The organism is Paenibacillus ilasis (genome assembly GCF_043195395.1).
Taxonomy (GTDB): domain Bacteria; phylum Bacillota; class Bacilli; order Paenibacillales; family Paenibacillaceae; genus Paenibacillus_AQ; species Paenibacillus_AQ lautus.
This window is the reverse complement of the sequence record NZ_JBHDJG010000001.1, coordinates 2241732-2266007: the sequence shown is the minus strand read 5'-3', so window position 1 is coordinate 2266007 and position 24276 is coordinate 2241732. Positions and strand designations below refer to the sequence as shown.

Genomic DNA, 24276 nt, shown 5'->3' with positions numbered 1-24276 from the left:
AACGATTGGATCGCTGCCGATGTTATGCTTGCGATTTTTCTTGCGATTCGACAACTTGGATGACCGCAGCCAGGAACGCAAGTGTCAATCCTTGTCCCCATCCTTGTGCCCACTTTCGGTCAATACCGAGATATCCTTCAATGTCGTTCATGACAGCCGTTCCCCCGGACACGTTCAAGACCCGCCCGTTGTCAGCAATATTGGCAAGAACGCCGTCTAATGCTTTCCGGACATGCTTCGCATGAAGCGGATTGCCCTGCATCACCATCGCTGCCGCAATACCCGCTGTCGCCGATACTTCGCCATAGGCTTCCGGGTAATCGAGCACCGTGCCCCACAAGCCGTCCTCTTTCTGCAGCCTTTTGATCGCCGCGAGCTGATCGCGTAAAGAGCTCCATATGTGCATCATTGGAGGATAAAGATAGCCTTCCGGCAGCCCCCTTGCTGCACGCGACATCGTATAGGCCGCCCACGCGTTGGCCCGCGCCCAATGGATACCGGACATATGATCCTCATTAACGTGGTTGTAGCCGTGATACCATAGACCGGAATTCTCGTCTTGCAGGTAATGAATATGCCGCTCGAATTGATGCAAGGCGTCGTCAATGAGCGTCTTCTTCCCTAGCAGCACGCCGACCCGAAGCTCAAAGTATGCCGCCATGAACAGGGTATCCGCCCAGCACTGCTCGGGAAAATCATTGTTAGCCGACACCGTATGCTGAAGCACCCGGTCTCCGAACCGCAAAGCATGATGTTCCAGATAATCCATTTTACTTAAAATGATATCCAGGTATTTTTGTTCCTTCGTCTGTTCATAAAGGGTAAGCAGCATGTGCCCCATCGCGCAGCTATTCACGGTCCATCCTTCTGGCAGGCCCGCTTCCATGTATTCCTCGACCCAATCGATCATCCGTTCCAGGTAGAAATGCTCGCCAGTCACGTCGAACATGCGGCTGACGCCATAAAATGCGACACCGCCCGGCCAGTCCCATGTCAAATCCATCCCGAACGTATAGTTGGCAACGCGCTTCGCGGCTTGCTTTAAATCTTCCGAAGTGATATCCATTTTCAGCTTCATCATACCCTCCATATTATGTAGAGCCCCCGCTTACAGCAGGAGCCCCTAAGTTTTAGTTAGGATTATCGCGATTACCGGAATTGGCCAGCATCAATCGCTTCTTGCTTCTCGTCCAAGATTTCTTGATAGCCGGCATCGAGGAATTTCTGCTTGGCCGCTTCGTACTTCGCATCAAACTCGTCTTCCGGCGCAAGGACAATGTCCAGATACAGCTCCTGGAAGAGGTTGTTTAAATCTGCCTTATACTCGTTTACTTTCTCAAGAACTACGGTGAACAGCGGGTCCTGGATCTGATACGGCTTTATTTCTTGCCGATATTTTATCATGTCTTCGACAATTTGCTCGTAACCGGCAGGCGTCCAGTTGTTTTTGTTGGCTTTAAGCGTGAGTTCAGGCGTTTCAAATGTAGGCGCTTCCGTAATAAGTGCCCAATAGTCCTTGTTATTGTTCTGGGAGAGTACGGATTCGCCCTTGAAATTCGGGTCTTTTACCGGCAGGCCATCGGAATCAAGCGTATAGTTTTCCCCTTCTACTCCGTTCTGCAGGAACATCAGGTTCTCCGGTTGGCTCATCCACTCGAGGTACATCCATACGGCTGCGCGCTCCTCCGCCGTTGATGCATGGTTGATGCCCATGATCAAGCCAAACGTCCAGTCGGCGCGGCCTTGCGGCACATTGCCCTCCGGCACACCAGTCCCTGGAGGAATGACGGCAAATTCAGCTCCCGGATTGTTCTTCAGTGTAGCTGCAAACACGTCGGTGTTGTTGGTAATGTAAAGTCCGTACGTGCCTGTATTGCCCGCAACAAACTCGGCCTTGAGCTTGTTATCATCGTCGCGAAGATAGAACTCTTTGTCAATAAGTCCGTTATGATATTGATAACTTAAGTTACGCAACCATCCTTCGGTTGCCGAGGTCGTAAAGTCCGCAACAGATAGATCTGCATAAAGTGCGTGGACCTTCGGGTCGGTCGGCCAATCCCGGAAGCCATAGCTGTAGTTGAACACATTTCGTGTCAGACCGGCCCCGGCAACGCCGATTCCTGCTTCCTTCCATTTCATGAGCATTTCATTGTACTTCTCGAGCGAGGTCAAGTCCTCGACCTTCATCCCCACTTTCTCCACCCAGTCTTTACGAATGATATTAACAAAGTTGCCATAGTTATTTAAGTCCGGACGCTTACCGAAGACAAATGTATTTTTTCCATCAACGACGCCATATTGCTGAATCGTCTCGCTCATATTGCTCCAATAGGTTGGCGCATAGTGTTCAATCTCTTTCCAGTCCAACTCCTGCATAACATCTTCTCCGTAGTAAGCAAGCGCCTGTGGCATGTCATAGTGGAAAATGATATCCGGCGCCTTGCCAGCTGCGAGCAGCTGCTGATAATTCGTAACTTCGTTTGTGCGGGCGATCGGGGTGAACTTCACTTCGATATTATATTTGTCGCCGAATTCCTTCTGAATCCAGCGCGTGTAATAGTTATCGGTTACGTTCCAGCCTTCGAATGCACGCTCATACACGGGAATTTCCATGGTAACTCGTTCCGGGAAACCTTGCGAATAATCGGGATAGCCGCCTGCGGCGTTTTGGTTTGGGGTGGTACCCTCATCCGATGGAAAAGGCTCCTTCGAGCTATTGGTGCTATTCCCCGTACAGCCGGCCATAAGACCGGCAATGAATAGTAAAGCCATGAACATAGACATGATTTTCCGTTTGCTCATCGTATATCCCCCTTTTTAAAATCGCTGCAAAAGCATCTCGAGCACTATTCCTTGATAGCCCCAAGCATGACTCCCTGGACAAAATACTTCTGAATGAACGGATAGACGCAAATGATCGGCAATGTCGCAAATACAACACATGCTGCTTTGAGCACTTCCGGATTGCTCAGCGAGACTTGCGTCATCTCAAGTTGAAAGCTCTCGCTTGCCTGAACAACCAAGTAATACAGTTTCAACTGCAAGGGCCTCAGATCGACATTATGCTTAATGTAGAATAGGGCATCCTGATAAGCGTTCCAGCGTCCGACCGCGTAAAAAAGGGACAGTGTCGCCAGAATCGGCTTTGAGAGCGGCAGTACGATGCTGAACAGGATCCGGAAATGCCCCGCCCCATCCATCCGAGCTGACTCTTCCAGGCTGACCGGAATATTGCTGGAGATCGAAGTTCTCAATATCAGCAGGTTGAACGCGCTAAAGGACAGCGGCAAGATGAGGGACCATATCGTATCGAGCATCCCCAGGCTGTTGATCAGCATATATTCGGGAATCATGCCGCCGCCAAAAAACATCGTAAACATAAAAATGAAGGTAAAAAAAGAACGGCCCTTAAGCTGCTTTCGCGATAGCGGGTATGCTGCACAAGTGGTGACGATCATACCGATCATGGTGAACAGCACCGTAATAACAACGCTTACATAAAGAGACCTCAGGATACTCTGATCAGCGAAAACTTTGCCGTAGGCCTCCAGAGTGAAACCCGCTGGCCAGAGAAACACCTTGTTAGCAATGACGTACGCGTCTTCGCTTAAAGATTTTGCAACGACATGAACGAATGGAAGCAAACAAGCAAGTGAGGCAGCAACAAGAAAGAGACGGATCAGGATATCCCATATGTCCAGTTTCCTGGTACGGCGAACGGCATAGCTGCTAACGGTTGTTTTCATCGCTTCCCTCCTTTCTAAATAACACCGTCTTCGCCCAGTTTCTTGGCAACCCGATCAGCAATTAATATAAGGACGAGCCCCACGACAGCCTGGAACAACCCGAGAGCGGTTGCTCGGCTGAAGTTCCCGCCTTCAATGCCCCAGCGATATACCAAAACGGGAATGGTTGTAGTGAACTCCGTAGTGGCTTTATTCGCTAAGGCAAAGACACGCTCAAAGGAACCTGCCATCACGTGGCCCAAGTTCAAAATCAGCAATGTCACGATCGTTACTCGGATCGAGGGCAGGGTAATGTTCCACATTTTCCGCCACCGGCCTGCACCATCCACGACCGCCGCTTCATACAACTCTGGGTTAATGCCGCTTATTGCGGCCAGATAGATGATCGTCCCCCACCCCATGCTCTGCCATACGCCAATGAAGACATAACTGATCAGCCAATTGACGTCTTCTTGAAGGAACGGGATGCGCGTCCCACCCAGATGCGCGATCAGATTATTGATCATACCGGTTCCTTCACCCAATAGTTGATAGGCGATTGCGCCGATAATGACCCAGGACAGAAAGTGCGGCAAATAGAGCAGGGTCTGATTTACGCGCTTGAATAGAACATTCTTTACCTCATTAAGTAATAATGAGAGCACAATCGGCATTGTAAAGCTAAATAAGAGGTCCGATACATTCAGCAGAAGCGTGTTGCGAATTGCGCGACTGAATTCGGATTTTGCGAATATGTCTTGAAACACTTCAAATCCGACCCATTCGCTGCCCCAGAATCCCTTGGCAATCTTAAAATCCTTAAATGCAAGCACGAGACCGCTCATCGGCGCGTACTTAAACACCAACACAAACGATAGAGGAATGAGAAGCAGGAAGTAGAGCTGCCAATCCCGACGAAGATAATAGAGAACCCCCAGTTTCTTATCTGTTAAGGAGATTGAAGCGGTTTCATTTTTGGATGCAGTGACTAGACCTTTCAAAATCTCACCTCCTCCATTCACGATCTCCCCGACTCGGTTCCCTAGTTCGGTGACCTCGAGGTTGGACTTATCATATCGCCCCGATCGTCCGCAGGTAAACGCCGAATATTGATACATTTCCGTCATGATTGATTCCATATTTAGCCGATTCGATATTCAAGTGAGTGCAAGAATCAGTATTGACTAATCGAATCAAATGTTGCGATATATATCGCTTCGCTATACCTGTGAAATTGGATTGGTTGAGCCTTCACGATGTTCTGGACCTCTGCATCTTATAGCTGCTCGGCGGCATCCCTTCAAATTTTCGGAACAGACGATTGAAGCTTCGTACATTCATGCAGCCTACCTCGGATGCAATCTGCGCGATTGACAGGTTACTGTTCAGAAGCAGCTCTTTTGCCTTCTCGATTCGCAGCAAGTTGAGATAGTCCGATATACTTTTCCCCGTTTGTTCATAGACAATTTTTCGCATGTAGGAGTAACTGATTCCGATTTCTTTAGCCATCTCTTCAAATACGATTTCTTCACGGTAGTGCTCATTCAAATAATGAATAATTCGCTCGGCGTATCTGTTGGATGCGCCCGGCGAGCGCGTAAGGTAGTGAACAATCTCGCTGTAAAATCCAATAACATATTCTTCAAGCTCATCAAGCGTATCAAAAGAAGCCAAGGCAGCGTAAATGTTCCCCCGCCTCGTGAATATCCGCGCTGTGCTGACATTATTCTCTCTAAGGTGTTTAATGGTCACGCCAACCAATTGATGATAGATGAACAAGATATTATCGTAGGACACGTATTCGGCAGAACGGATTTCGTCACGAATGATTCTCAATTCTTCGATAATATTGTCCAGATCGCCATGTCCAAGGAAGTTGAGAATTCGTCTTTCACTGTTAGCAGGATAGATATATTTCTTGTCCCGTGCTTCCTCCTCCCTCCAGTATGTGATGCCGCCGCTGCCGGCGATCATTCGCTGCTTGATTGCTTCCAAGGCCTCCCCCAGTCGATCGGAGACCAGACGAATCGAATCTGCCGGACTGCTTACGCCGATCGTTACGGAGTACTCCAGCAATTCGTCCGCAGTGTTCCTCATCCTATCCAGAGCGTTATGAATGCCGATTCTATGGTTGTCATCTTCCCCCTGTCTGTAGTTGATCAGAATTACAAAGTGACCGTCACCGTGATAGACGCAGCGCGCATAAACCTCTTCCGGAAACAAATGATCACACGTCGAGAGAAGCAGGTAGCGATGGTAGCTGCGAGTTTCCGGATTGTTCCGACTGATATACTTTCGATAGCCATCAATAGAAACGACGGCAACAAGAAAGTGCGAAGCCGGGAAGATTTCTTCGGCCTGAGGCGTCACTTCCCCCCGCAGCAAACTATGAATGGCGTGACTCTGGGCATCCTGCTCGCGGATGCTGAGCAGCTTATAAAGTCCTTCCTCCTCTTCTTGCATTCGTCTGAAGGCCGCCTCGAGGAATACAAGCTCATTTTTATCCTGTACCCCTGGATTGACGCGTCCGCGAATCGTTCGGACCAATTCTCTGGCCGGCTTGGACAACCATGTTGCAATAAATACGGTCAGTATGGATCCCGCAAAAATAATAACAATCGTAAGCAAGATGATACCTCTCTGCAAAGAGTGGGGTTTGTTCATCAGTTCGTCGACCGAGTATATACTCACGTTCGTCCAACCGAATTCGTTCGAACGGGACCACGCGTACAGCAATCGTTCACCGCTGAGCTCCCGAAACATGTAGCCTTCAGACAATTCTTGCCTGGCGATTTCGGTAATAAACGGCTCCTCATAGGCGTTCTTGAGCAACAAATTCTTGTCATGATGGGAGATTATGGCACCGCTTGGCTTCATGAGCAAATAGCCTTGCTTCCCCGATTTCGTCGATCGCAAATACTGCTCGATTTGACGCTCCTTCAAATTGACCACAATCGTTCCGCGAGTAGCGGTTGAAAGACGGTTTAGAGGCAGCGCAAACGATATTACGTTCACTCCCGAATCAAGCCTGCGCGGATACCACACGCCGCGGATCCCTTTTTGCTCAAGAAGCGCCTCGTTCAGCCAGTCGATGGATTCATATTTGTCCAAACTCGTAATGCCTTTATCCGTTGAAATCACGTAATTCGCATCATCGAGGTAAAAGAAAGACGAATAGACCCCATCGACGCTCTGATTCAGATTTAACAATTCCTTGAGCACCGCCATCGCCTTGCTCACATTCATATAATCCTTCTTGAGCCCGGCAAGGGACTTAAACGGGCGGATTCGATCAAAGATATCAGTGCCGCCAAGGCGTACCGTATTCTGTGACAAATTGTTAAGAGCGTTCTCGTTTAGCTCGCGATTGGCATTTAGTTCTGCAAGCGAAGTTTCCGCGAAGGCATGCTCCGAATTCCGTAGAATCTGAGAGCTGCTGTACCAGGTTAAAATTGCCATCGGAATGGCCATGATGCAAAATAGGATCAATGCCAATTGCATCATCATCGGAATTCGCTTCATTGGACCCCTCCATCCTTTAATTGGTTGTACTAGAATCAACGCAGATCAATAAAGCGCTTTCATATGTATGAGTCTTTTATAAAAGCATTATAAGAAATATTGAAACAGGGTAAATATTGAATGGTTCTACGGTCGTTAGCCTCCCTTCGTTTGATCATCAAAAAAAACCTAAGTTATTTCCTTTCGGAACGATAATCAATTCTCCTGCCGTTATAACAGATGACCGGGAGTTTGAAAACATCCTTTTTCTTGTTCATCCGTTATTCGAAAATCGGCGCACATTGCTTATTACGAAATAAGCTGAGCCATCAGGTGGCGTCAGCTTATATGCGTTATAAACCTGAAAAATATTTTCATGAAGGGCTCTGATGAATTTGATTCGTAGGGGCTGCAGTGGTTACCTGGCACTTTTAATTGAAATGCTTTATATTTGTCCATTGTAAGACATAGTCAGACATGGTTCATTTTAAAGAATGGATCTCATGTTATGTTAAGCCCAAATTCTCCCACTCGTAAATCACCAAAAATGATATTTTTGATCCATATCTGATTCGATCCTAAAAATGAATCATATTTTACCATCTTGATCAAAAATGACATGCCATAAATCTGTTGCATTAGATAATCTAATCGACTACATATCTGCACCACACATCCGCGCAATTAAAAGAGCGGGAGGCTTCTCCCGCTCTAATGATGTAAGTACGTTTAGATGATATCTGCTTGCTTGATTCTCATTTTTACGATGCCTTCCGGCTTTTCACCAGGTAGTTGTACATGAGTTCTGCTGCCATGGCCCGATTGGTAACAGCCTTCGGAGACAGCTTGCCTCCACCGGTGCCTTTAACCAATCCGGTATCCAGCATGAAGTCCATCGCTTCCCGCGCATAACCGGATACGTCCTTCGTATCGGAATAGCGATCGATGCCATTCCCTCTACCAGGCAGCTCGTTCCCTGCCGATTCCATCATCGCATGGAGCATGACGACCATATCCTGACGCGTGATGGAGTCCTCCGGCCTAAACCGGTTATCTCCCGTCCCATGGACCAGCCCAAGCTTCTTCGCCTCAGACAAATACGGCGTGTAGTACCGGCTGCCCGCATCGGCAAAATTACCGTCGTCATCCGCGTTCTCTGGCTTCATGCCGAAGGCGTTCATGGCCATGACCAGGAAGTCGGCCCGGCTGATCTCCTCCTGCGGGAGGAATCGCCCTCCCCCTGCACCCTTTACAATATCTCGGGCTGAGAGGAAATGTACGGCGTCTGCATACCAGCTGCTCGGCTCCACATCCCGATAGGACACCTGCGCGTAGGCGATTGCATAGGTCCCGAGCTTGTTCGTATCGAAGGTCACGGCGCGAAGCCCGGTATCGTAATATCCGTTCATCATGGCGGGTACCGATCCTGTTGCATCGACTTCCCACGCAACCAGCTGGTCCGAGCGTTCGGCCGCCTCCGCATCGTAATGGAGCGATACCCTTACATTCGTTCCGCTTCCCGTCCATTCCACCATCTTGCCGTCGATCTGCAGAAACAGCTCCACGACCGGTCGGTTCCCGATCCCGGAAAGTCGGTCCGCGGAAAGTCCACTGCGGTTGCCCGGCCGAATCACGAGGCCCGTGAACTGCCCTGCTTCCGGCAGTTGGTTCAGCATATCGGAAGGCAGCTTCACGGTTGCCTGCGGGGTCACGATCTCGATCCGCTCCTGTGCGTGATTTCTGTTCAAGTAAGCCGACGGGATCTGGATGACAAATTCGCCGTTGAACGAACGGGCATTATCGTCCATTTGAATGGTTACGGTCTTGATCCCTCTCCGGTCAGCAGCGACGCTTTCGAAGACAGTGCTCAGATCCGAATCGCTGACTGATGCCTGAGCCCTCTGACCACTTATGGTGACTCCGACCGTAATCGTTCCCGGTTTGGAAGGACCCGTAGTCGGCGGCGTGCCCCCAGGCTTGCCTTGGCCCGGTTGATTGCTGCTGCCACCGTTATTTCCGTTGTTTCCGTTATTACCGTTATTTCCATTGTTGCCGTTATTGCCTCCGCCATCGTTTCCTCCTCCGTCATTCCCGCCGCCCGGAGGAGAGGTTTTCTTTGAGGTCGTAAAGCGATAGATTTGGCTAAGCCGCTTGGCGCCGAATTCATCGGTAATATCCATATACCAGTAATACGTCTCACCGGCTTTTCGTCCATTCCATGCGGCAGAGGCGATTTCTCCGGACTTCACGGCTTTTTGCTCGCCGATCAGCGTGTCTTTGTACACGTTGACCGCAAAATAATCGGTTGCCACCCGTTTTTGAATGTCCCTGAACGCAAACGGCTCAGTAAAATCCTCGATGGCGTCGTCAAAGAAATTATAGTCGTCTAAGTAAGGCGAATACGTATCCACATCCAGCGTTCCGGAGGTTGGATCGAACTTCAGCAGGCGCAGATAACCGTTTCCTCCGTTCGGTCCTCCCTGATAGTCCGCCAGCATTTCGATGACCTGTCTTGACGATCCATCCGGATGTGTCACCGTCTTCACGACCCGGTTGGCAGCATGATAATGTCCGCTCAGCACGAGCTGCACGTTTTTGTTCGGTGCAATGACCTGGTCAAAAACGCTCTGCGCCATATTGGACAGAGTGCCGTTGCTCTCCAGATAAGCGTGCATGCCCACGATCGCGATGCGGTCCGCATGCTTCTTCAGCGCCTCGTTGGCCCAAGCAATCGTTTCCGGCGTATCCTCCAGTCCAAAGCCGATATACAGGAAAATAAAGTCATGGCCTCCAAACGAATAAAGGTCGTAATGGTTGCGGTTGTTATCCATTTCGCCGCCATACCACGGATTGTTTTTGTACCGGTCAGCCCCGACATACTTTCCGTAGTAGGAGTAATCCACACCGTCAATGATGACGTCGTGATTGCCCGCAAGCACGCCATACGGTACTCCTGCTTCGTCCAGCTTCTTTAGGTTGCGATCGGCTACCGCCCACTGCTTCTCGTCGTCGGCCACGTTCACAATGTCGCCGGTATGAATCACATAACTGAACAAACCCTTCTTGTATTCTTCCGTGATCCAATCGCCCAGCTTATCGAAAATGTCCGGGTACGACTCCGCATAATACTGCGTGTCCGTAAACCATAAAATGTTGAACGGCGCGTTCGCGCTCTTCACTTCATCTTGGACCATGGCCTGAATTTTACCGTTTCGTACGAAACGGTTTGGCTCCACTTCGGCAGACAGCGTGATATCGGATTCCGTTTCGTTGCCGGTGGCCGACTCCAGCCCCGTCCACTTGCCGGTCTCATAATCCCAAGCATACAGCGTCACGATGCGCCCCGGAAGTGTGCGCCCTTGCCAGTGCAGCTCTACCGCATCTCGCTGCGACCACGCTTCGTCCAGCTGGACTTCGAATCGATGATAAGGGAATCCGGAATCCGTATCCGTGATAAGGTACTCACCGTCCGGGTATGAAATTTTGTCTGCATCCTCCTTGCCGATCCCCTTCTCGCCGTCCGGCTCCAGCACAAGCGGCGGCTCCCGGTCTGCAACGTTGATGCGGCCTTCGATCCCGTCTTCGCGGGCAAAATCGTATTTATCCCCTTCCAAGAAACGAACGTCCATCGAATCTCCGCTCGGATCGCTGAGTCGCGCTCTCAGGCTCGGATTCAAATTTACATTCTCCGCGAAATCGGCTGGGGAAACTTCGCCCGGAAGAAGAGGCTTCTCGTCTTCAATCATGAAAGTACGAGAGATATCCGCCGAGTTGCCGGCGCCGTCATGAACGGTCACTTTCAGAATATGCTCGCCAGGCGCAAGCTGCGTAGAAGACGTTTCGTAAGGAAACTTGATCGGCTCGCCATCAAGCTCCGCCGTAATGTCGGTTACGCCGGTCAAATTGTCCAAAGCGACCACATCCAGCGTGAAAGGGCCTTTGAGCTGCATGGCATCCGCCAACAGCTGCCCTTCCCCATACGTTATTCCCTCAATCTCGGGAGCCGTATTATCTACCGTCACGTCGATAGATTGGAAGTCTTGGCCGTTCATCAACATGCTAAGGGAATATATCCCGTCCTCTACCGAATCGGTGTCGAGCTCGGAATATCTCGCCGTGAACTTGTCCTGCGGGATCGGAAAATGAAAATCGCTGATCATGGGCTTGTTCGGATTGCTGCCGTAATCTGCGTCCCCGAATCCGTAATACGTATCCTCCCGGTAATCCACTGTCGATTGCCCGAGGTTGCCCAGGTAGTTCAGCACCTTGTCCGGTTTGACTACAGAGCCGTCCGGCAGCACGAGATGAAGATTCATCACTTCGAAATCGTCATGGTTGTTCTTGCCGAATACTTTGTCGTGATCTTTGACTTGATACGGCGCATTCTCATTCCCGGTATGCACGGAAACGGTCGTACCGGTCACGAAAAGCTCTGGAGTCATGTCGAACATCGACCAGGCGCCGTCCATGTATTTGGGCAGGATGCGTCCGAAAAATACCGTCTCCCCGCTTGCGTCCAGCGCGCTTGCCGACGCTTGGTAAATCTGATCGATGCCACGGGTCTGCATGCCCAGCTGCACCTTACCTGGCAGCGCCTTGCGAAGCGGCAGCGGATTTCCGTCAAAGCGGATTTCGATATCATCCTCGGCCCGGGAGCCGTATGCGTAGAAGAATGCCTTCCCGCTGAGCATGCTGCCGTTTGCCAAGGATAGGCCCGGATCCGGCAGTTCCGTTCCCGTGCTTTCTTTGTTAACCGTTAGGAGGCCCCCCCTGGAATTATAGGGTACCCGCGTGCGGTTGCCACTGTCGTCGGCCGCATCGATGATATAACGATAAACGCCGATCTCATTTAGCGTGATCGAGCCTTGGTAGACGTAACGGCCGTTATCCTGGGATGCAAGCGTAAGCGCATGCTTGTCCGTAAACACCGTCGGCTCCTCGGTAGCCGCTCCAATCAGTACTTCTACGGAAGCAAGAGGCTCATCGCTGATCACGGAAACCGGATAAGCCTGGCTCTTGCCCATATTATAGGCGGTCTGCTCATGCTGCAGCACTGGAGCGATCATGTCGACGCCTGCCACAGGCGGCACCTGACCAGGATCAATGCTCCCGGGATTGGCGTACATCCGGTTATCCAATCTTCTCATGGTTGTTCCTGCATCGGGGTAAGCATATCGTACGACCGCATTGCGGACGTCGTTGACCAGTCTGTCCGGGCTGTCCGGCGTGCTCGGATCGTACCAGGCCTGCACGATGTACGAATTGGCCTGTCCCGGCGCGGACAAGGCAATCCCGCGATGCAGCGAATTCGGTAGATTGAAATCCGATGTTTTCGAATTATCGTAGAAAATGATGTCATTATCCTTCAGCGTGCTGTTAAAATGCAGATTAAAGTCGCCCGTCGTGGTATATCCCTTTCCGTTCGCAACCGCTTCCTTCGCGAACCAGATCACGGCAGCGCTGTATGGTTCGATCGAGGTATGGTCCGGTATCGTCCAATGCTTAGGCGCTGTTGTACCCGGATATAGGTACGAGAGCGTGTAATCCTTGAGATCCAATATCTGATCCGAATTATTGTAGATTTCGACGTATTCATACTGGTTGCCGCTACCCCAGCGGTAATCCCCGGCCGGGTTCGGAAGAATCTCAGTGATTAGGATACGCGGAACGTCCCCGCCGGCGGTTCCTCCGGTTAACGCCGTTTCATACTCGCTGGATCTCGACCGCTGAAGCCCATCTGCTGCCTCTATATAATAGTGCAGCTTATTGCCTGTCAGCTGATCGGCCGGAATGACGGCATCGAATTGGTTCCCCCCGCGATCGATCATGTCGATCATGCTGTAGGGGCTATTGACGGCCGTTTTATAATACAGCTTAACTTCTAGCGCATCTCCGTCGGCGTCATAGACGCTTGAGCTTACGGTCAGCGGCTGCGTCCGTTCGGCCGAGGCGACGGGCGTGTGTCTGATTTCCGGGACGTGATTGTCAGGCGGCAATAGCTGCCCCGGGTCGATGATTCCGGCGGAAGGCAAGGCTTCCCTGGCATAAGGGATCATGTCCAAGCCGCCATTAGGAGGCTGGAGATGCACGCTCTTGCCGTCACCGACATCTTCGGCGGTATAATAGAAGCCGCTGATTACATCGGCGTCATCGCCTTTTCGGGTTATGTATAAGCCGCGGTCTGTGTTGTTGAGGCCGTCCTGCCCCCGAAGCTTGAATACCGGCACATGGTCGGGAACCGAGTGGTACAGGCGGAAATCGGATTCCTTCAAGGCTGCGGCTGCCCCGGTTATGGACGAGCTTGTGCGTTCTACCCAGAGCACGGCCGGGCTGTCCGCCGGGATGACCGCCCCATCCGGATTGCCGTAAACCGTGTCGGTCACCGTTAACGTCTTCATACCCGTATTGTAGTCGTAACGAATGTTGAACTCGTCGTTAAACGAGATCGGCGCCCCCGAATGATTGTAGAGCTCAACATATTCGAACAGATCGGCTCCGCCTGCCCCCTCGATCGTTTGCTGATTCGACCGGTCATCGGGATAAATCTCCGAGATCAACACCGGCATCGCTCCCGATGGGGCGGCATAGGCCGGGGTGCTTGCAAGCGTAAGCTCAAAAAAACTGCTGCCGATCAGTATGCCGGATAATAATCCGGCGATCCATTTTCGCTTCATGTGCTCCTCCTTTATGCTTTTTTCCTCTAAAAGCCTAAAGCATAAAGGTCAAGCGAATATCAAATGAAATCGCATGTTTCGTAAACTGAATTGAGACACAGAAACACGGATCAATTTCTGCTAATCCAAAATCATGTCAACGACTTGTTTCGCAAACGCAGCATAGGGCTCGATCAGATCAGGACTTTGATCGATAGCCCACCTGAGGTTATCGAAAGCCCTTAATAGCAGCAAATGCCTCATGTCATCAAGGTCTTGTTCACGTATCCCGTACCCGTCTAAAAACGCTTTGAATTCCTCAATATTCGGGCCTTCTTCAAGTCCCAATATTTGGTACTGCATCAATTGAGTAACAGCTGCATGCGGTACCGCGCTTACTTCTGCATTGCCCCAATCCAGCAATATAACTTGGTTTGCCTGATTGACCATCGTATTCTTTAAAGAGATATCTCCATGATTTAAACCGAAGCGGAACGTTTCTTTCTTCAAATTCTCGAACAGCTTTCTCACTCTCTGCGATTCCACCTGCGTAATTACGCCAAGCCGAATCAAGCGATCATGCTCCGTCAAACTATTGATATTATACTGCACGTACCCGTGCCAACTGCCGTCTGATCCTGCATGAGAAGGTGACTGAAACTCACCATGGACTGGATCAATCAGATTCCCTCCAAATCCTTTCACTTGAATCGAATGAATAAGCTTGGCATATTCGCCAAGCTGCCTCCAAACTTCGGACTTGGGAACCGTACTGTCTAACCCGTTGTCGCCATGTATAAAAGTTTGAATCATATATGCTGTTTCATCAACGATACCAATGGACAACACCTCAGGCCCAGGAATGCCAACTGCGGCTGCTTGCTCGATACACCATTTTTCTTTGACAAAGCTTGAAAATGTATCTTTATCGTTCATGCGGACGACGACTTTATGACTCTCTGTTTCAACTACGCAAACCTGATTTACGATACCTTTACCTATGATCTGGTATGACATTTTCGGTTGTTCTAGCAGAAAATCGCCTGTAATTCGTTCTGCTTGCATAACTACAGTGTGCTCCATCGTATCTTTCATCCCCCTTCAATAAAGCTCCGCGATAAAATGTTCTATGACATAGAATACCAAAATGTTGGAGATCATGACTGGTAAAGATTCGTTATTAACTAAACTATACTGGCCGTAAGTTTTAACAAAAAGCAGCCGTTCCTAATGACCAACCTGTTCCATTATCCGTATTCTGTGAAAGAAGTCGAATCTGTTTGCGTTCCTTATTTGCTTCTCTTGTTTGGGCGCCTCTAATGATGCGACTGATTTGTCCTCTTCCCGTTTCACTGCATGGTTCCGTATCAATACGCAGCTGCCTTGTCAGCAACTCTCCCATCCCTTTTCTGCATAAATCCGATCTCAATACACATTCTATATTGTACAGATTAGAAAAAAGGTGGAATGTGAAATGGCAAATAACAACAACTATAATCATAATCAGCATGATCATACGGATAATAATGATCAGCGGCAGAACAAAGTACATGGTGGGGAGTATCGCAATGGACGTCTTAGCCAAATTAAAAATAATAACCCGGATGGCGAAGATGTTCCGAATGAGTTTGTAAGTCGAAAAGAGTAATAGGAACCTAATGGATAATCCTTCAAGCTGGCTCTGTCTTCAAATGTAAATATGCGAGAAGGTGTCGATTTCCTCTTCTCAAGATACAAGACCCCCACTGATTCTTCGTTGATCAGTGGGGGTTAACATGTTCATCGACGTATCTGGTAATAACTACTTTCGGTTGTTGGGGAAAAGAATACCTTCTGCATATTCTCAAAATCTACACCATTCATTCTTCCAGCACAGCGTTCAGCCGATCTAAGTTTTGTTCATTGGCCACGACGCAGTATTGCTTAGCTTCTTCGAACTCCGCCGCTTTCATGAATAGCTGGCGAAAAATGACCCTTGTACGGTCGCCCAGTTCCTCGAAAGTAGCCGTCAACTGAAATTCGTGGCTATCCGGATTGGTCCAGGCTTCAAAGACCCGCACACGCGGAAAATCGAATTCTCGCGAAGTTATAATTTCGTTCTCACCCATAGTAGATTTCATGGGTATACCTCCTATTCGAGTGTTTTGCCAAGTGTATCAAGCATTTCATTCGTGCCATGCTCACGCACTTCCGGCGTATCATACCCGTCGAAAAATGCCCCTTGCTCGGTGAAGACCAGCTTTGTGCCGCCCTCGGTCGGGATGAATTCGACTGTTGTGAGTGAAACGGACATACGAATGTCGTCCGAATCCAGGGAGTAGCTATAGACGATGCGCTCTTCCGGCGCAATTTCTTGGTAGCATGCGTCAAAGGTAAAGATGGGACCCTCTGGCGGGCCTCCTCTGCTGTATTCGCGTCCTCCGACATGGAATTCGAAAATATCGGGTTTTGAGAACCACTTTGCTTTGGCAGCCGGATCGGCCCAAGCTTGATAGACCTTTGCAGGCGAAGCTGTATAAGTCCGCTCCACAACGAAGGTAGCATGTTTGACAAATCGTTCGTTCACGGTTATTCCTCCCTAAATTTCGATTCTATCTCTTCCTCGGCAATGAAATCACCCAATAAATCCAGATGGTGCTCCCAGCTCGTTCTCCGCTCGATCACTAACTTCTCATGGCTCTTTTTAATCGCTTGCATGAGATCGGTGAAGTCTTCCACTGCTAAGGGAGCCTTCCCCTGCATCGACTTGGATACATGATGAAGCTGTTCAAGGAGCATTTGCTGCAGCTTGATTTGTTCTTTGATTCGGGCAATTTGCAGGTTGACGATCTCTACTGGACTCATCTGCTCGTCGTTCAGGACGGACTTGACCTCCTCCAAAGATAAGCCTAATTCCTTAAGCGATATAATCTGCTGCAGGCGTGACAGGTCAGATTCATCGTACAGCCTATGTCCGGACTCCGTCTTGCCCGATGGCGAGAACAAACCGATTTGATCGTAAAATCGCAAAGTCCGCACGGTGAGTCCCGTTTGTTTGGCAAGATCCCCCACCTTCCAATTTCGTTTCATAAGTGCTCCTTTGTTAGCGCTAACTATGTACCGGTAGATTAAGTATAAAAGATGACGTAGCGTTAGTTGCAATCGAAATTTTTTATTTTGGTAAAAAAACAACTACATGAATCGCCACTTGAACACATATTGTCTTTCTGAATATATACATGTCGTTACATCTTAATAGCAAAAAAGCCGCGAGTTCCGCGACTTCCTATGCGTATATGTTCTAATCCTCCGACAATCCTCTACTCCAATTACAGACTCTTTATATGAGTATGTTTTAATTTCTGATGGATGAATTACTCTCTTGCAGCGTCTCCATCATGATATAAAAATATGGACTGTCGCCAGTATTGTCTATGTATAATCTAATCGTTGCACAGAGATAACATTTATTAATCATTTAATCCCTTTCCAGCTAGGATATGCGGGATATATTTTTCAACCCTAGATTCTCGGGTTTTGGATTGCTTGGGTGTAGAAAAATGGAGAAGGTATGCTCTTTGTCGTCCCGGCGTCAATGCTTCAAAAGCCGTCTTTAAGCCTTGGATTTCCACGAATTTATTTTCTAATTCTTCCGGTATGACGTATTCCGTATTCTTTTTATAGGTCACTTGCAAACCGGCCTTCTCAACTTCAATGGCTTCATCAATATATGTTTTCAAGATAAGTTGCATTTCATCGATCTCTTGAACATTGGTGAACCGGATCTGACGCGCTGCCTGAACATTCGCGGTTTGTTGGATTAGGATCCCGTGGGGATCTTTTAACAATGCGCCTTTGTGAAACAGAAGCGCACAGTAATCCTTAAATCCATGAATCAAAACGATGTTTTTATTGTCAAACGTGTAACAAGGATGCATCCATTTAAAATCCTCGGTCAGCCCGCAGTCAAGAGCGATTTCTCTCAGCAGCTTGAATTCTTCCTTCCACTTCTTAAGCTTGTTAAAATAAGGATCAATCTTTGAATTCCTCTCACCTTTGATCATCAAGATCCCCCTCCTGAATTGAAAATCCATAGATAATGTTAAAATCATTCTTCATTATCCTCTAGAAGTTGATTCAAGCGCAACATATTCTAGAGCCACCATTCCCCCCCATTTTACTCTCCATAAAGTCCATATGTTACTGCCAGCGAATATCTGCAATGACCGGATAGTGATCCGAAGCGTCGTAAGGAAGAACCCTGGCTGTGGCCCGTTCTGTCGGCATGTTTACAAAGATGTGATCGATCTCCATACCGTTCTCCATGGTAGGCAGGTTGTTCTGAAGAGTGACTTTTGTCCATCGGGAGCTCAACCGTTTCATGAATGGATCGTCCATATCCATATTAAAGTCCCCAGCCAGGATCGCCGGTTGTTCCAGTTTCTCTAGAGCACTCCAAAGAATGGGGTTCTGTTTGATCCGTTCCTTCATATGTACCCCCAAATGGGTATTTGCTATTGTGACCACGTCTTCATTAATTTGCAGTTTTACCATTAAGATGCTCCTTCTCTCTTTAGACCCGCCAATATACTGAATTTCTTTTGAAATTATCGGATAGTGGCTTAAAATGGCGTTTCCATATTGAAGGATAATGAGATTAACGCTAGGAGAGAAACAAGCGTGCATCCCGAGCAGTTTAGCCAGCCTTTTCAGCTGATCTCGAAAGCCGCTTCGGGGCATAAAACGGTCCACCCCTTGCAATGCAACAATATCCGGTTGGGCTTTTGTGATTACTTCCGCTATGCGGCTCAAACTGGCTTTCCCATCTAATCCTTTTCCATGCCGTATACTGTAGGACATCACTTTCAGATTGATGTTGTCATCCATAGAATTCACCTTTTCCGTATTATGTAACATTCGTGTAGTTTACGATAGAGATAAAAGCTAATATTCCAAAGGAAACGATGAAATCTAAAACCAAGCTTATCCCCGCAACCCTTTGTTATTTTTTCACAATAGGACAACATTCATGAGTCTCAATTAATGGCAATTGCTATAAATATCTTGTTACAGAATTTGAATGAACTGATTAGAGCGTCATCTAATCGGAGGTGAATATAAGTTCTTGCCCATTTCGACTAACAATGCAAGTACTTGTCCTCAGCTCGGGACAAGAGCTCACATCGGTTAAAACAAAAAAGCCGCGATTTCAGCGACTTTGTATGTGTTATGCTCTTGTCCTACGACTTTCTATCGTCACTTCGATGTGTTTTTGTCGCCAATCACAGCTTCGGTTCTGTTAACGCTAGGTCAATTTTCAATAGCATCGGAAACGTTTTTGATCGTAACTGACCCGTTCATTGGATCAGTCCTGTGATCAGCTGCAAATCCATACCCGTTCCACTAATTAACAATCGTTCCTTCTTGTTCCCGAGTAACTGCTGGGTCCAATCCACGAAACCGCCATCCACAATATTCACTCCATCCACATACACTTCGAAGTTCAGGCCTTTATAATACTGGTTGGTGCTATCTACCCTGTCTTCAATCAATAAGCAGGAGGGAAACTTTACATTCAAATGATCGACCAATCTATCCAACAAACCTTCTGAATCGGTATAGCCCTTCCGCATATGAAGAAATACCTTAATCTCCTTACCTAGTTTCTCGCCGTAATAATTGAGATAGAAATCGATATGCCGGGTCAGCGAATCTTTTTCGAAGCGATAAGAACCGGTATCTTTTCCTGAACTAACCAAGGTAAATAAACCGAAATGAGGAAGGACATTGGCATTTTTAAACCACTGCCCTCGAGTGACTCTGCTGGCCGCGCAAACATGCACATCGCTGACGCTGTTGTTTATTGTTTTGTTCTTTATGCCATTCGCCAGATAGATCGCAAGCATATTGGTGCTGTCCGACATCAATTCGACGCCTCTTGTCGCTGAAATCACCTTGTTTTGATCTACCTTCGCAATCACCGAACAGCTTCCCAGCGGGCTAGCTGGAGAAAGTTCCAGTGTGGTAAATCCACGATGTTCAGCCAATTCGAGCATATCAAGCTCTATTTTCCTCAGCTTTATGGGACTGAGTTCGGAAGGCTTTACAAAACGATTCGTCGTATATTTGTTGAGCAAATCGACGGGAGAACTTTGAGCCGTAATTTCTTTTGAAAGCGCGAGAAGAAGTGTCGTCATTTCCGATTGCGACAATGTTGTCGTCAGTTCCGTAATCAAACGTTCATTTCCTAATTTCGCAAGGATTGTATGTACGATTTGGGGATGTTCCATATTCCATCTTCAACCTCCTCAAAACTCACCTTATTCCATCGCCCAACGCGAGATACTACCGCTATGTCCTTATACGTTTCCCTAGAGACGTCGGCAATCGGTCGAGGCTGCTCAAGTTCTTTTCCTGCCAGTAACCGTTCAAGCCTTCTTCCCCTTTATGCTCCGCCCACCGCTGGAGCGTATCCCTCTCCTTTTCGTACGTCATGAACGGCACCGAATAACCGCAGGACGTCTGGACTTTATGTATATCGACCGTAATGATCTGCCGGACTCCAGGCAGCGGTTCGAACATTCCGTATACCCGCTCCCACTCGCTGTCCCCCGGCAGAATAACCGTCCCGGTTCCGTACAGACGCAGGATGTTCGGCGGACCCTGGAATGCACAGAACATCATCGTGATTCGGCCGTTCTCTTCGAGATGGGCGCTGGTCTCATTGCCGCTCCCGGTCAAATCCAAATACGCGACCTTACGTTCGGACAAAATCCGGAACGTGTCATATCCCTTCGGCGACAGATTGACATGTCCATCCCGCGACATCGGCGCTGTTCCGACAAAGAACAGGTGCTGCTTTCGGATAAAGTCCGTATGCTCGGGGAGCATGGCCGGAAATTGTTTTCCCATTCGAATCCCCTCCGATGAACTTGTATTGCGTTCGATTCACGCGTGAACACCGCCCGGGTTGCGCTCTAAAGCGTTCAGGACGGATCGCTTGCTTCATTCGTGATCTCGTGCTCCATACGTTCATTGTATTCGAAGCCGTCACATAAATATAATATATTCTTAACCTGCATAGATACACTCCGGTTATGAATGAGGCGACTAGTGGCCTATTCAGCAGCTCCGGATCTTCTAGTAAACGCCATTCATTAATAAAAAAACCATCATGATGATCACTGATGGTTTTTTATATTCTAATATAGAAACGAATCAATTTATAGATCTAATAAAATGGATCGTAACTTTTTCACGGTAGTATCGATTATGGGGTCTCGTAATTTTTTAACGGCATACCTACATATTCACGGAAGGATCGGATCCGCTCTGCCTCAAACTCGAAGACGATTGCAAGCTCATTGCGAAAAGGCCGCCCATTCAGCAAACCTTCCGAGCGAAATACCACAACCCCGTGGTCCTCGTTCTCAAGCACGATGAGTGGAGTCAGCTGCATCTTAAATACGGAGCGCTCGAACCGGATCAATTCCTCGAACCGCTCTTTGCCTTTCTGCTCGTGATTCCACCCCTCTAGGGGAAGCGGAACGAAGAAATGGAAATCTTCCGCAACTTTCTTAAGAAAATCTTCTGTTTGCCCTGTTTCTAAAGCTTGCCTAAAAGCATCAAACGCTTCGCTAGTTCGGGATGAGACCGAGCTAAAGGATTTTTCCATGAAAGATTCCTCCTCATTATGGTTGACTGGTCGCTGTCGCTGTTTCCATCAAGTCGTTTGGATTGGTGAGGCCGGCAAGATAAAGGACTCTAGCTATTCATAGGTTAGCGCGACAAAACCTTTAACTGGCTCGCTATCGTTCCAAGGTGAAAAGCTTCGTGAAACAGAATGAAGTTTAACAACTCACCAGAGATGTTAAATTGGAACGGTCCCAAGGCAAACGGAGTTGAAAGCTTCTCGCCCAGCATTTCAGGTTTCAACTCCGATAAGCGGGAAAGCTGAGTGGTTAACATCTCGACCAACTCTTCCTTCGATGGAGGAGCAAACGTCCAGTCCAAAGGCTTTGTTCCGGAGTTAAACAGCGTTTCATACAAGTCCGGTATGGCCGATGGTGAGCCGAAGATCAAGGGAGAGTACTTATCCATCCAATAAATCATATGACCAACATTCCAACGGATTGTATTGTTGAAACCAGCCGGTTGAATGTCGAACAGTTCCTCAGGGATCGCCTGCACCTGCTGCAGTAGCACTTGACGTGCGGTTTTTGCCGTGTTGATCATCATTTCAGACATGTTGATTTCCTCCTTTTCATGAGAAACACTTGAACTATTCTTAATATAGGTCTCATGGAACTTTCCATCAATGCAGTGGGCGTTACCGGAACGTTAAGTATAAGTTAATGATGATGCATTGACAGGATAAGGAAGATGAAGTAACAATAATCTGTAACATTCAGCCAAACAGGCAATAGAAAGCAGGTGTGAGCGATGGAGTTAAAACAACTGCAATATTTCATGGCTATTTGTGAAGAGCTTCATTTCACGAGAGCAGCCGAAAAAATGGGAGTCAGCGCACCCAACATCAGCCAGCAGATAAGGCGATTAGAAGAAGAATTAGGGGTTCTGTTGTTCGATCGTGTGGGAAAAACAATTGTCCTTACAGACGCTGGAGCGATTCTTCGTGACCATGGTGCTGCCGTATTCACGCATCTGCAGCAAGCGGGCGACGCCATCGCAGATCTGAAGCAAATGCAAGGCGGATCCCTTTCGATCGGGGTCTTGCCCGGTGACGCGGATCTCATGTTCAACGCCATGCTGCTAAACTTCCATCAGACCTATCCCACTATCTCGCTGTCCCTTTTGGAGACCACGAAAGTAACAGAACAAGTTCTGGATCGAAGCATCGATGTCGGCGTAACCATTGGACCTGTTATCGATGAACGTGTCACGTCAATTCCCCTGTTTCATGAGGAGTTCTCATTAGCGGTGAGTATGAATGATCCTCTTTCCACGGAGAAATTCATCCCCTTGAACAGACTGCAAGCCTTAAAGATGGTCATGTTTCCAGCAGACCACCAATGCCGCAAGCTGATCGATCGCTTTTGCATGGACAACGGGTTTTCTCTACAGCCGCATATGGTGACGACAACATTATCTTCCCTCCTTCAAATGGTACAGAGCGGAGTTGGCGGTTGTGTTCTGCCGCGACTTCTGCTGGAGAATCTGCACAATCCAGACATCAAGGTGGTGCACCTGAGGAACCCTACGCCTTCTCAAGACATTTGCCTGATCTACCGCAGCGACAGGTATGTCGGATACGCCATGCGCACCTTCATCAAGACTTTGAGAGCCTACATCGAAACAGCTATCCAGCAATCAAAATCTTCATAAATAAGGAAACAAGCTACTTTTTAGTACTGTACTGCGGACTTTGTCAATATATTTTATAGACATGATCATGATGGCTTCTTCTATAATCAGGGAAGGAAGAAAAGGATATGCCGATACGTCCGCCAATCTTGCAGAGGGGCGATACCGTTGGAATCGTCACCTTGGGTAGCCCGCTCGCTGCTGACATCATTAATGCACGAATCGAATATTTGAGAGCAATGGAGCTTAATGTTGTATTGGGTCAATATGTATATGCGCAAAACGGGTTTCTTGCCGGCACAGACGAGCAGCGGGCAGCCGATTTAATGATGATGTTTCGAGATGAGCAGGTTAAAATGATACTGCCCACACGAGGCGGTACAGGAGTGGCCGGAATTCTTCCGTACCTTGATTATAATGAGATACGAAATAATCCAAAAATCGTTACGGGTTACAGCGATATCACGGTACTACTAAATGTACTGCATCAATATGTGGATTTAATAACATTCCATAGTCTGCTGCTTATTGACTTTAAGCCAGAAACGCCCGCTTATAATTTCGATCAGTTTTTTTCCGCAACATCCGTATATTCATCAACCCGGTCAATCTTGAATCCGCCGGGGATGCCGCTGATAAGCCGTGTTCCGGGCAACGTTACGGGGCAGCTTGTGGGCGGTAATCTGACATCGTTTGTCGATACGCTAGGCACGCCTTTTGAAATCGATACACGTGGTAAAATTCTCGTTCTCGAAGAAACACATGAACCTACCAATACCGTTTACAGGTACTTGAATGATCTGAAGCTTGCCGGAAAATTTCGTGACTGCATCGGCATTATTATGGGGGAATGCTCGGGCTGCCAGGCGGCTTATGGCAAATCCTATGAAGATGTAATCAACGAATTTGTGGTCCCTCTCGGTAAGCCGCTTATAACGAACCTGGCTACAGGACATGGTATTTATAAAGCCGCTTTGCCGATTGGCGCAACCGTGAATCTCGATTCAGTCAATAATAGAATTACTACAGTTGAACCTACCGTCAGCGTTTAACGTCGGCGAAGACAATGAGCTATGTCGTCTAACGACAAGCCG

At 48.2% G+C, this 24276-nt stretch carries 19 protein-coding genes; 3 read left to right on the top strand and 16 right to left on the bottom strand.

Features of this window, described 5'->3' with window-relative positions:
- Positions 1-22: 22 nt before the first annotated feature.
- The 7 genes from ACETK5_RS10545 to ACETK5_RS10515 form a co-directional block, all read right to left on the bottom strand.
- Positions 23-1078 carry a glycoside hydrolase family 88/105 protein gene (locus ACETK5_RS10545; RefSeq protein ID WP_394055482.1) on the bottom strand — a complete coding sequence of 352 codons (1056 nt, stop codon included), beginning with the start codon at positions 1076-1078 and terminating at the stop codon, positions 23-25.
- Between the two features lie 71 nt (positions 1079-1149).
- Positions 1150-2802 (bottom strand): extracellular solute-binding protein, encoded by a 1653-nt coding sequence (locus ACETK5_RS10540; RefSeq protein ID WP_394055480.1) that lies wholly within the window; start codon positions 2800-2802, stop codon positions 1150-1152.
- Between the two features lie 44 nt (positions 2803-2846).
- The gene (locus tag ACETK5_RS10535) at positions 2847-3746 is read right to left on the bottom strand and encodes a carbohydrate ABC transporter permease (RefSeq protein ID WP_394055478.1); all 900 of its coding nucleotides are present in this window, start codon (positions 3744-3746) and stop codon (positions 2847-2849) included.
- A 14-nt stretch (positions 3747-3760) separates the two neighbouring features.
- Complete coding sequence (locus tag ACETK5_RS10530; protein ID WP_326113445.1) at positions 3761-4852, bottom strand: ABC transporter permease; 1092 nt, start codon at positions 4850-4852, stop codon at positions 3761-3763.
- Between the two features lie 124 nt (positions 4853-4976).
- Positions 4977-7247: an AraC family transcriptional regulator gene (locus ACETK5_RS10525; RefSeq protein ID WP_394055476.1), complete on the bottom strand. Its 2271-nt coding sequence runs from the start codon at positions 7245-7247 to the stop codon at positions 4977-4979.
- 740 nt (positions 7248-7987) lie between these two features.
- Positions 7988-13900: an S-layer homology domain-containing protein gene (locus ACETK5_RS10520; RefSeq protein ID WP_394055474.1), complete on the bottom strand. Its 5913-nt coding sequence runs from the start codon at positions 13898-13900 to the stop codon at positions 7988-7990.
- Positions 13901-14020: 120 nt separating this feature from the next.
- On the bottom strand, positions 14021-14974 hold the full coding sequence (locus tag ACETK5_RS10515; protein ID WP_394055472.1) for a phosphotransferase family protein: 954 nt from the start codon (positions 14972-14974) through the stop codon (positions 14021-14023).
- Between the two features lie 379 nt (positions 14975-15353).
- Here ACETK5_RS10515 and ACETK5_RS10510 point away from each other — a divergent pair, with 379 nt between their 5' ends.
- Positions 15354-15527, top strand: coding sequence for a hypothetical protein (locus tag ACETK5_RS10510; RefSeq protein ID WP_165789646.1), 174 nt, complete (start codon positions 15354-15356; stop codon positions 15525-15527).
- A 211-nt stretch (positions 15528-15738) separates the two neighbouring features.
- On the opposite strand, the gene ACETK5_RS10505 is transcribed toward ACETK5_RS10510, so the two are convergent.
- From ACETK5_RS10505 to ACETK5_RS10465, 9 genes are all read right to left on the bottom strand, one after another.
- Positions 15739-15999: an SRPBCC domain-containing protein gene (locus ACETK5_RS10505; RefSeq protein WP_207797466.1), complete on the bottom strand. Its 261-nt coding sequence runs from the start codon at positions 15997-15999 to the stop codon at positions 15739-15741.
- Positions 16000-16010: 11 nt separating this feature from the next.
- On the bottom strand, positions 16011-16445 hold the full coding sequence (locus ACETK5_RS10500) for an SRPBCC family protein (protein ID WP_394055469.1): 435 nt from the start codon (positions 16443-16445) through the stop codon (positions 16011-16013).
- A 2-nt stretch (positions 16446-16447) separates the two neighbouring features.
- Positions 16448-16948: a MerR family transcriptional regulator gene (locus ACETK5_RS10495; RefSeq protein ID WP_100537445.1), complete on the bottom strand. Its 501-nt coding sequence runs from the start codon at positions 16946-16948 to the stop codon at positions 16448-16450.
- Between the two features lie 380 nt (positions 16949-17328).
- A complete protein-coding gene (locus ACETK5_RS10490; RefSeq protein ID WP_394055467.1) occupies positions 17329-17922 on the bottom strand; it encodes a YdeI/OmpD-associated family protein in 594 nt (197 codons plus the stop codon).
- A gap of 136 nt (positions 17923-18058) precedes the next feature.
- Entirely contained in the window at positions 18059-18718 is a 660-nt protein-coding gene (locus ACETK5_RS10485; RefSeq protein WP_394057383.1) for an endonuclease/exonuclease/phosphatase family protein, read from the bottom strand.
- A 497-nt stretch (positions 18719-19215) separates the two neighbouring features.
- Entirely contained in the window at positions 19216-20148 is a 933-nt protein-coding gene (locus ACETK5_RS10480) for a hypothetical protein (protein ID WP_326113438.1), read from the bottom strand.
- Between the two features lie 61 nt (positions 20149-20209).
- Positions 20210-20770: a pyridoxamine 5'-phosphate oxidase family protein gene (locus tag ACETK5_RS10475; protein WP_326113437.1), complete on the bottom strand. Its 561-nt coding sequence runs from the start codon at positions 20768-20770 to the stop codon at positions 20210-20212.
- A gap of 358 nt (positions 20771-21128) precedes the next feature.
- Positions 21129-21533: a nuclear transport factor 2 family protein gene (locus tag ACETK5_RS10470; RefSeq protein ID WP_394055465.1), complete on the bottom strand. Its 405-nt coding sequence runs from the start codon at positions 21531-21533 to the stop codon at positions 21129-21131.
- A gap of 104 nt (positions 21534-21637) precedes the next feature.
- Positions 21638-22105, bottom strand: a complete 468-nt coding sequence (locus ACETK5_RS10465; protein WP_326113435.1) for a DinB family protein — start codon at positions 22103-22105, stop codon at positions 21638-21640.
- Between the two features lie 195 nt (positions 22106-22300).
- On the opposite strand from ACETK5_RS10465, the gene ACETK5_RS10460 reads away from it, so the two are divergent.
- The gene (locus tag ACETK5_RS10460) at positions 22301-23203 is read left to right on the top strand and encodes a LysR family transcriptional regulator (RefSeq protein WP_326113434.1); all 903 of its coding nucleotides are present in this window, start codon (positions 22301-22303) and stop codon (positions 23201-23203) included.
- 107 nt (positions 23204-23310) lie between these two features.
- Positions 23311-24234 carry a S66 peptidase family protein gene (locus tag ACETK5_RS10455; RefSeq protein ID WP_100537453.1) on the top strand — a complete coding sequence of 308 codons (924 nt, stop codon included), beginning with the start codon at positions 23311-23313 and terminating at the stop codon, positions 24232-24234.
- Positions 24235-24276 lie beyond the last annotated feature (42 nt).

Coding starts and splice junctions, on each gene's coding strand:
- ACETK5_RS10545 (WP_394055482.1), bottom strand. CDS start 1,078: ATGAAGCTGAAAATGGATATCACTTCGGAAGATTTAAAGCAAGCCGCG.
- ACETK5_RS10540 (WP_394055480.1), bottom strand. CDS start 2,802: ATGAGCAAACGGAAAATCATGTCTATGTTCATGGCTTTACTATTCATT.
- ACETK5_RS10535 (WP_394055478.1), bottom strand. CDS start 3,746: ATGAAAACAACCGTTAGCAGCTATGCCGTTCGCCGTACCAGGAAACTG.
- ACETK5_RS10530 (WP_326113445.1), bottom strand. CDS start 4,852: ATGACGGAAATGTATCAATATTCGGCGTTTACCTGCGGACGATCGGGG.
- ACETK5_RS10525 (WP_394055476.1), bottom strand. CDS start 7,247: ATGAAGCGAATTCCGATGATGATGCAATTGGCATTGATCCTATTTTGC.
- ACETK5_RS10520 (WP_394055474.1), bottom strand. CDS start 13,900: ATGAAGCGAAAATGGATCGCCGGATTATTATCCGGCATACTGATCGGC.
- ACETK5_RS10515 (WP_394055472.1), bottom strand. CDS start 14,974: ATGAAAGATACGATGGAGCACACTGTAGTTATGCAAGCAGAACGAATT.
- ACETK5_RS10510 (WP_165789646.1), top strand. CDS start 15,354: ATGGCAAATAACAACAACTATAATCATAATCAGCATGATCATACGGAT.
- ACETK5_RS10505 (WP_207797466.1), bottom strand. CDS start 15,999: ATGAAATCTACTATGGGTGAGAACGAAATTATAACTTCGCGAGAATTC.
- ACETK5_RS10495 (WP_100537445.1), bottom strand. CDS start 16,948: ATGAAACGAAATTGGAAGGTGGGGGATCTTGCCAAACAAACGGGACTC.
- ACETK5_RS10490 (WP_394055467.1), bottom strand. CDS start 17,922: ATGATCAAAGGTGAGAGGAATTCAAAGATTGATCCTTATTTTAACAAG.
- ACETK5_RS10485 (WP_394057383.1), bottom strand. CDS start 18,718: ATGTCCTACAGTATACGGCATGGAAAAGGATTAGATGGGAAAGCCAGT.
- ACETK5_RS10480 (WP_326113438.1), bottom strand. CDS start 20,148: ATGGAACATCCCCAAATCGTACATACAATCCTTGCGAAATTAGGAAAT.
- ACETK5_RS10475 (WP_326113437.1), bottom strand. CDS start 20,770: ATGGGAAAACAATTTCCGGCCATGCTCCCCGAGCATACGGACTTTATC.
- ACETK5_RS10470 (WP_394055465.1), bottom strand. CDS start 21,533: ATGGAAAAATCCTTTAGCTCGGTCTCATCCCGAACTAGCGAAGCGTTT.
- ACETK5_RS10465 (WP_326113435.1), bottom strand. CDS start 22,105: ATGTCTGAAATGATGATCAACACGGCAAAAACCGCACGTCAAGTGCTA.
- ACETK5_RS10460 (WP_326113434.1), top strand. CDS start 22,301: ATGGAGTTAAAACAACTGCAATATTTCATGGCTATTTGTGAAGAGCTT.
- ACETK5_RS10455 (WP_100537453.1), top strand. CDS start 23,311: ATGCCGATACGTCCGCCAATCTTGCAGAGGGGCGATACCGTTGGAATC.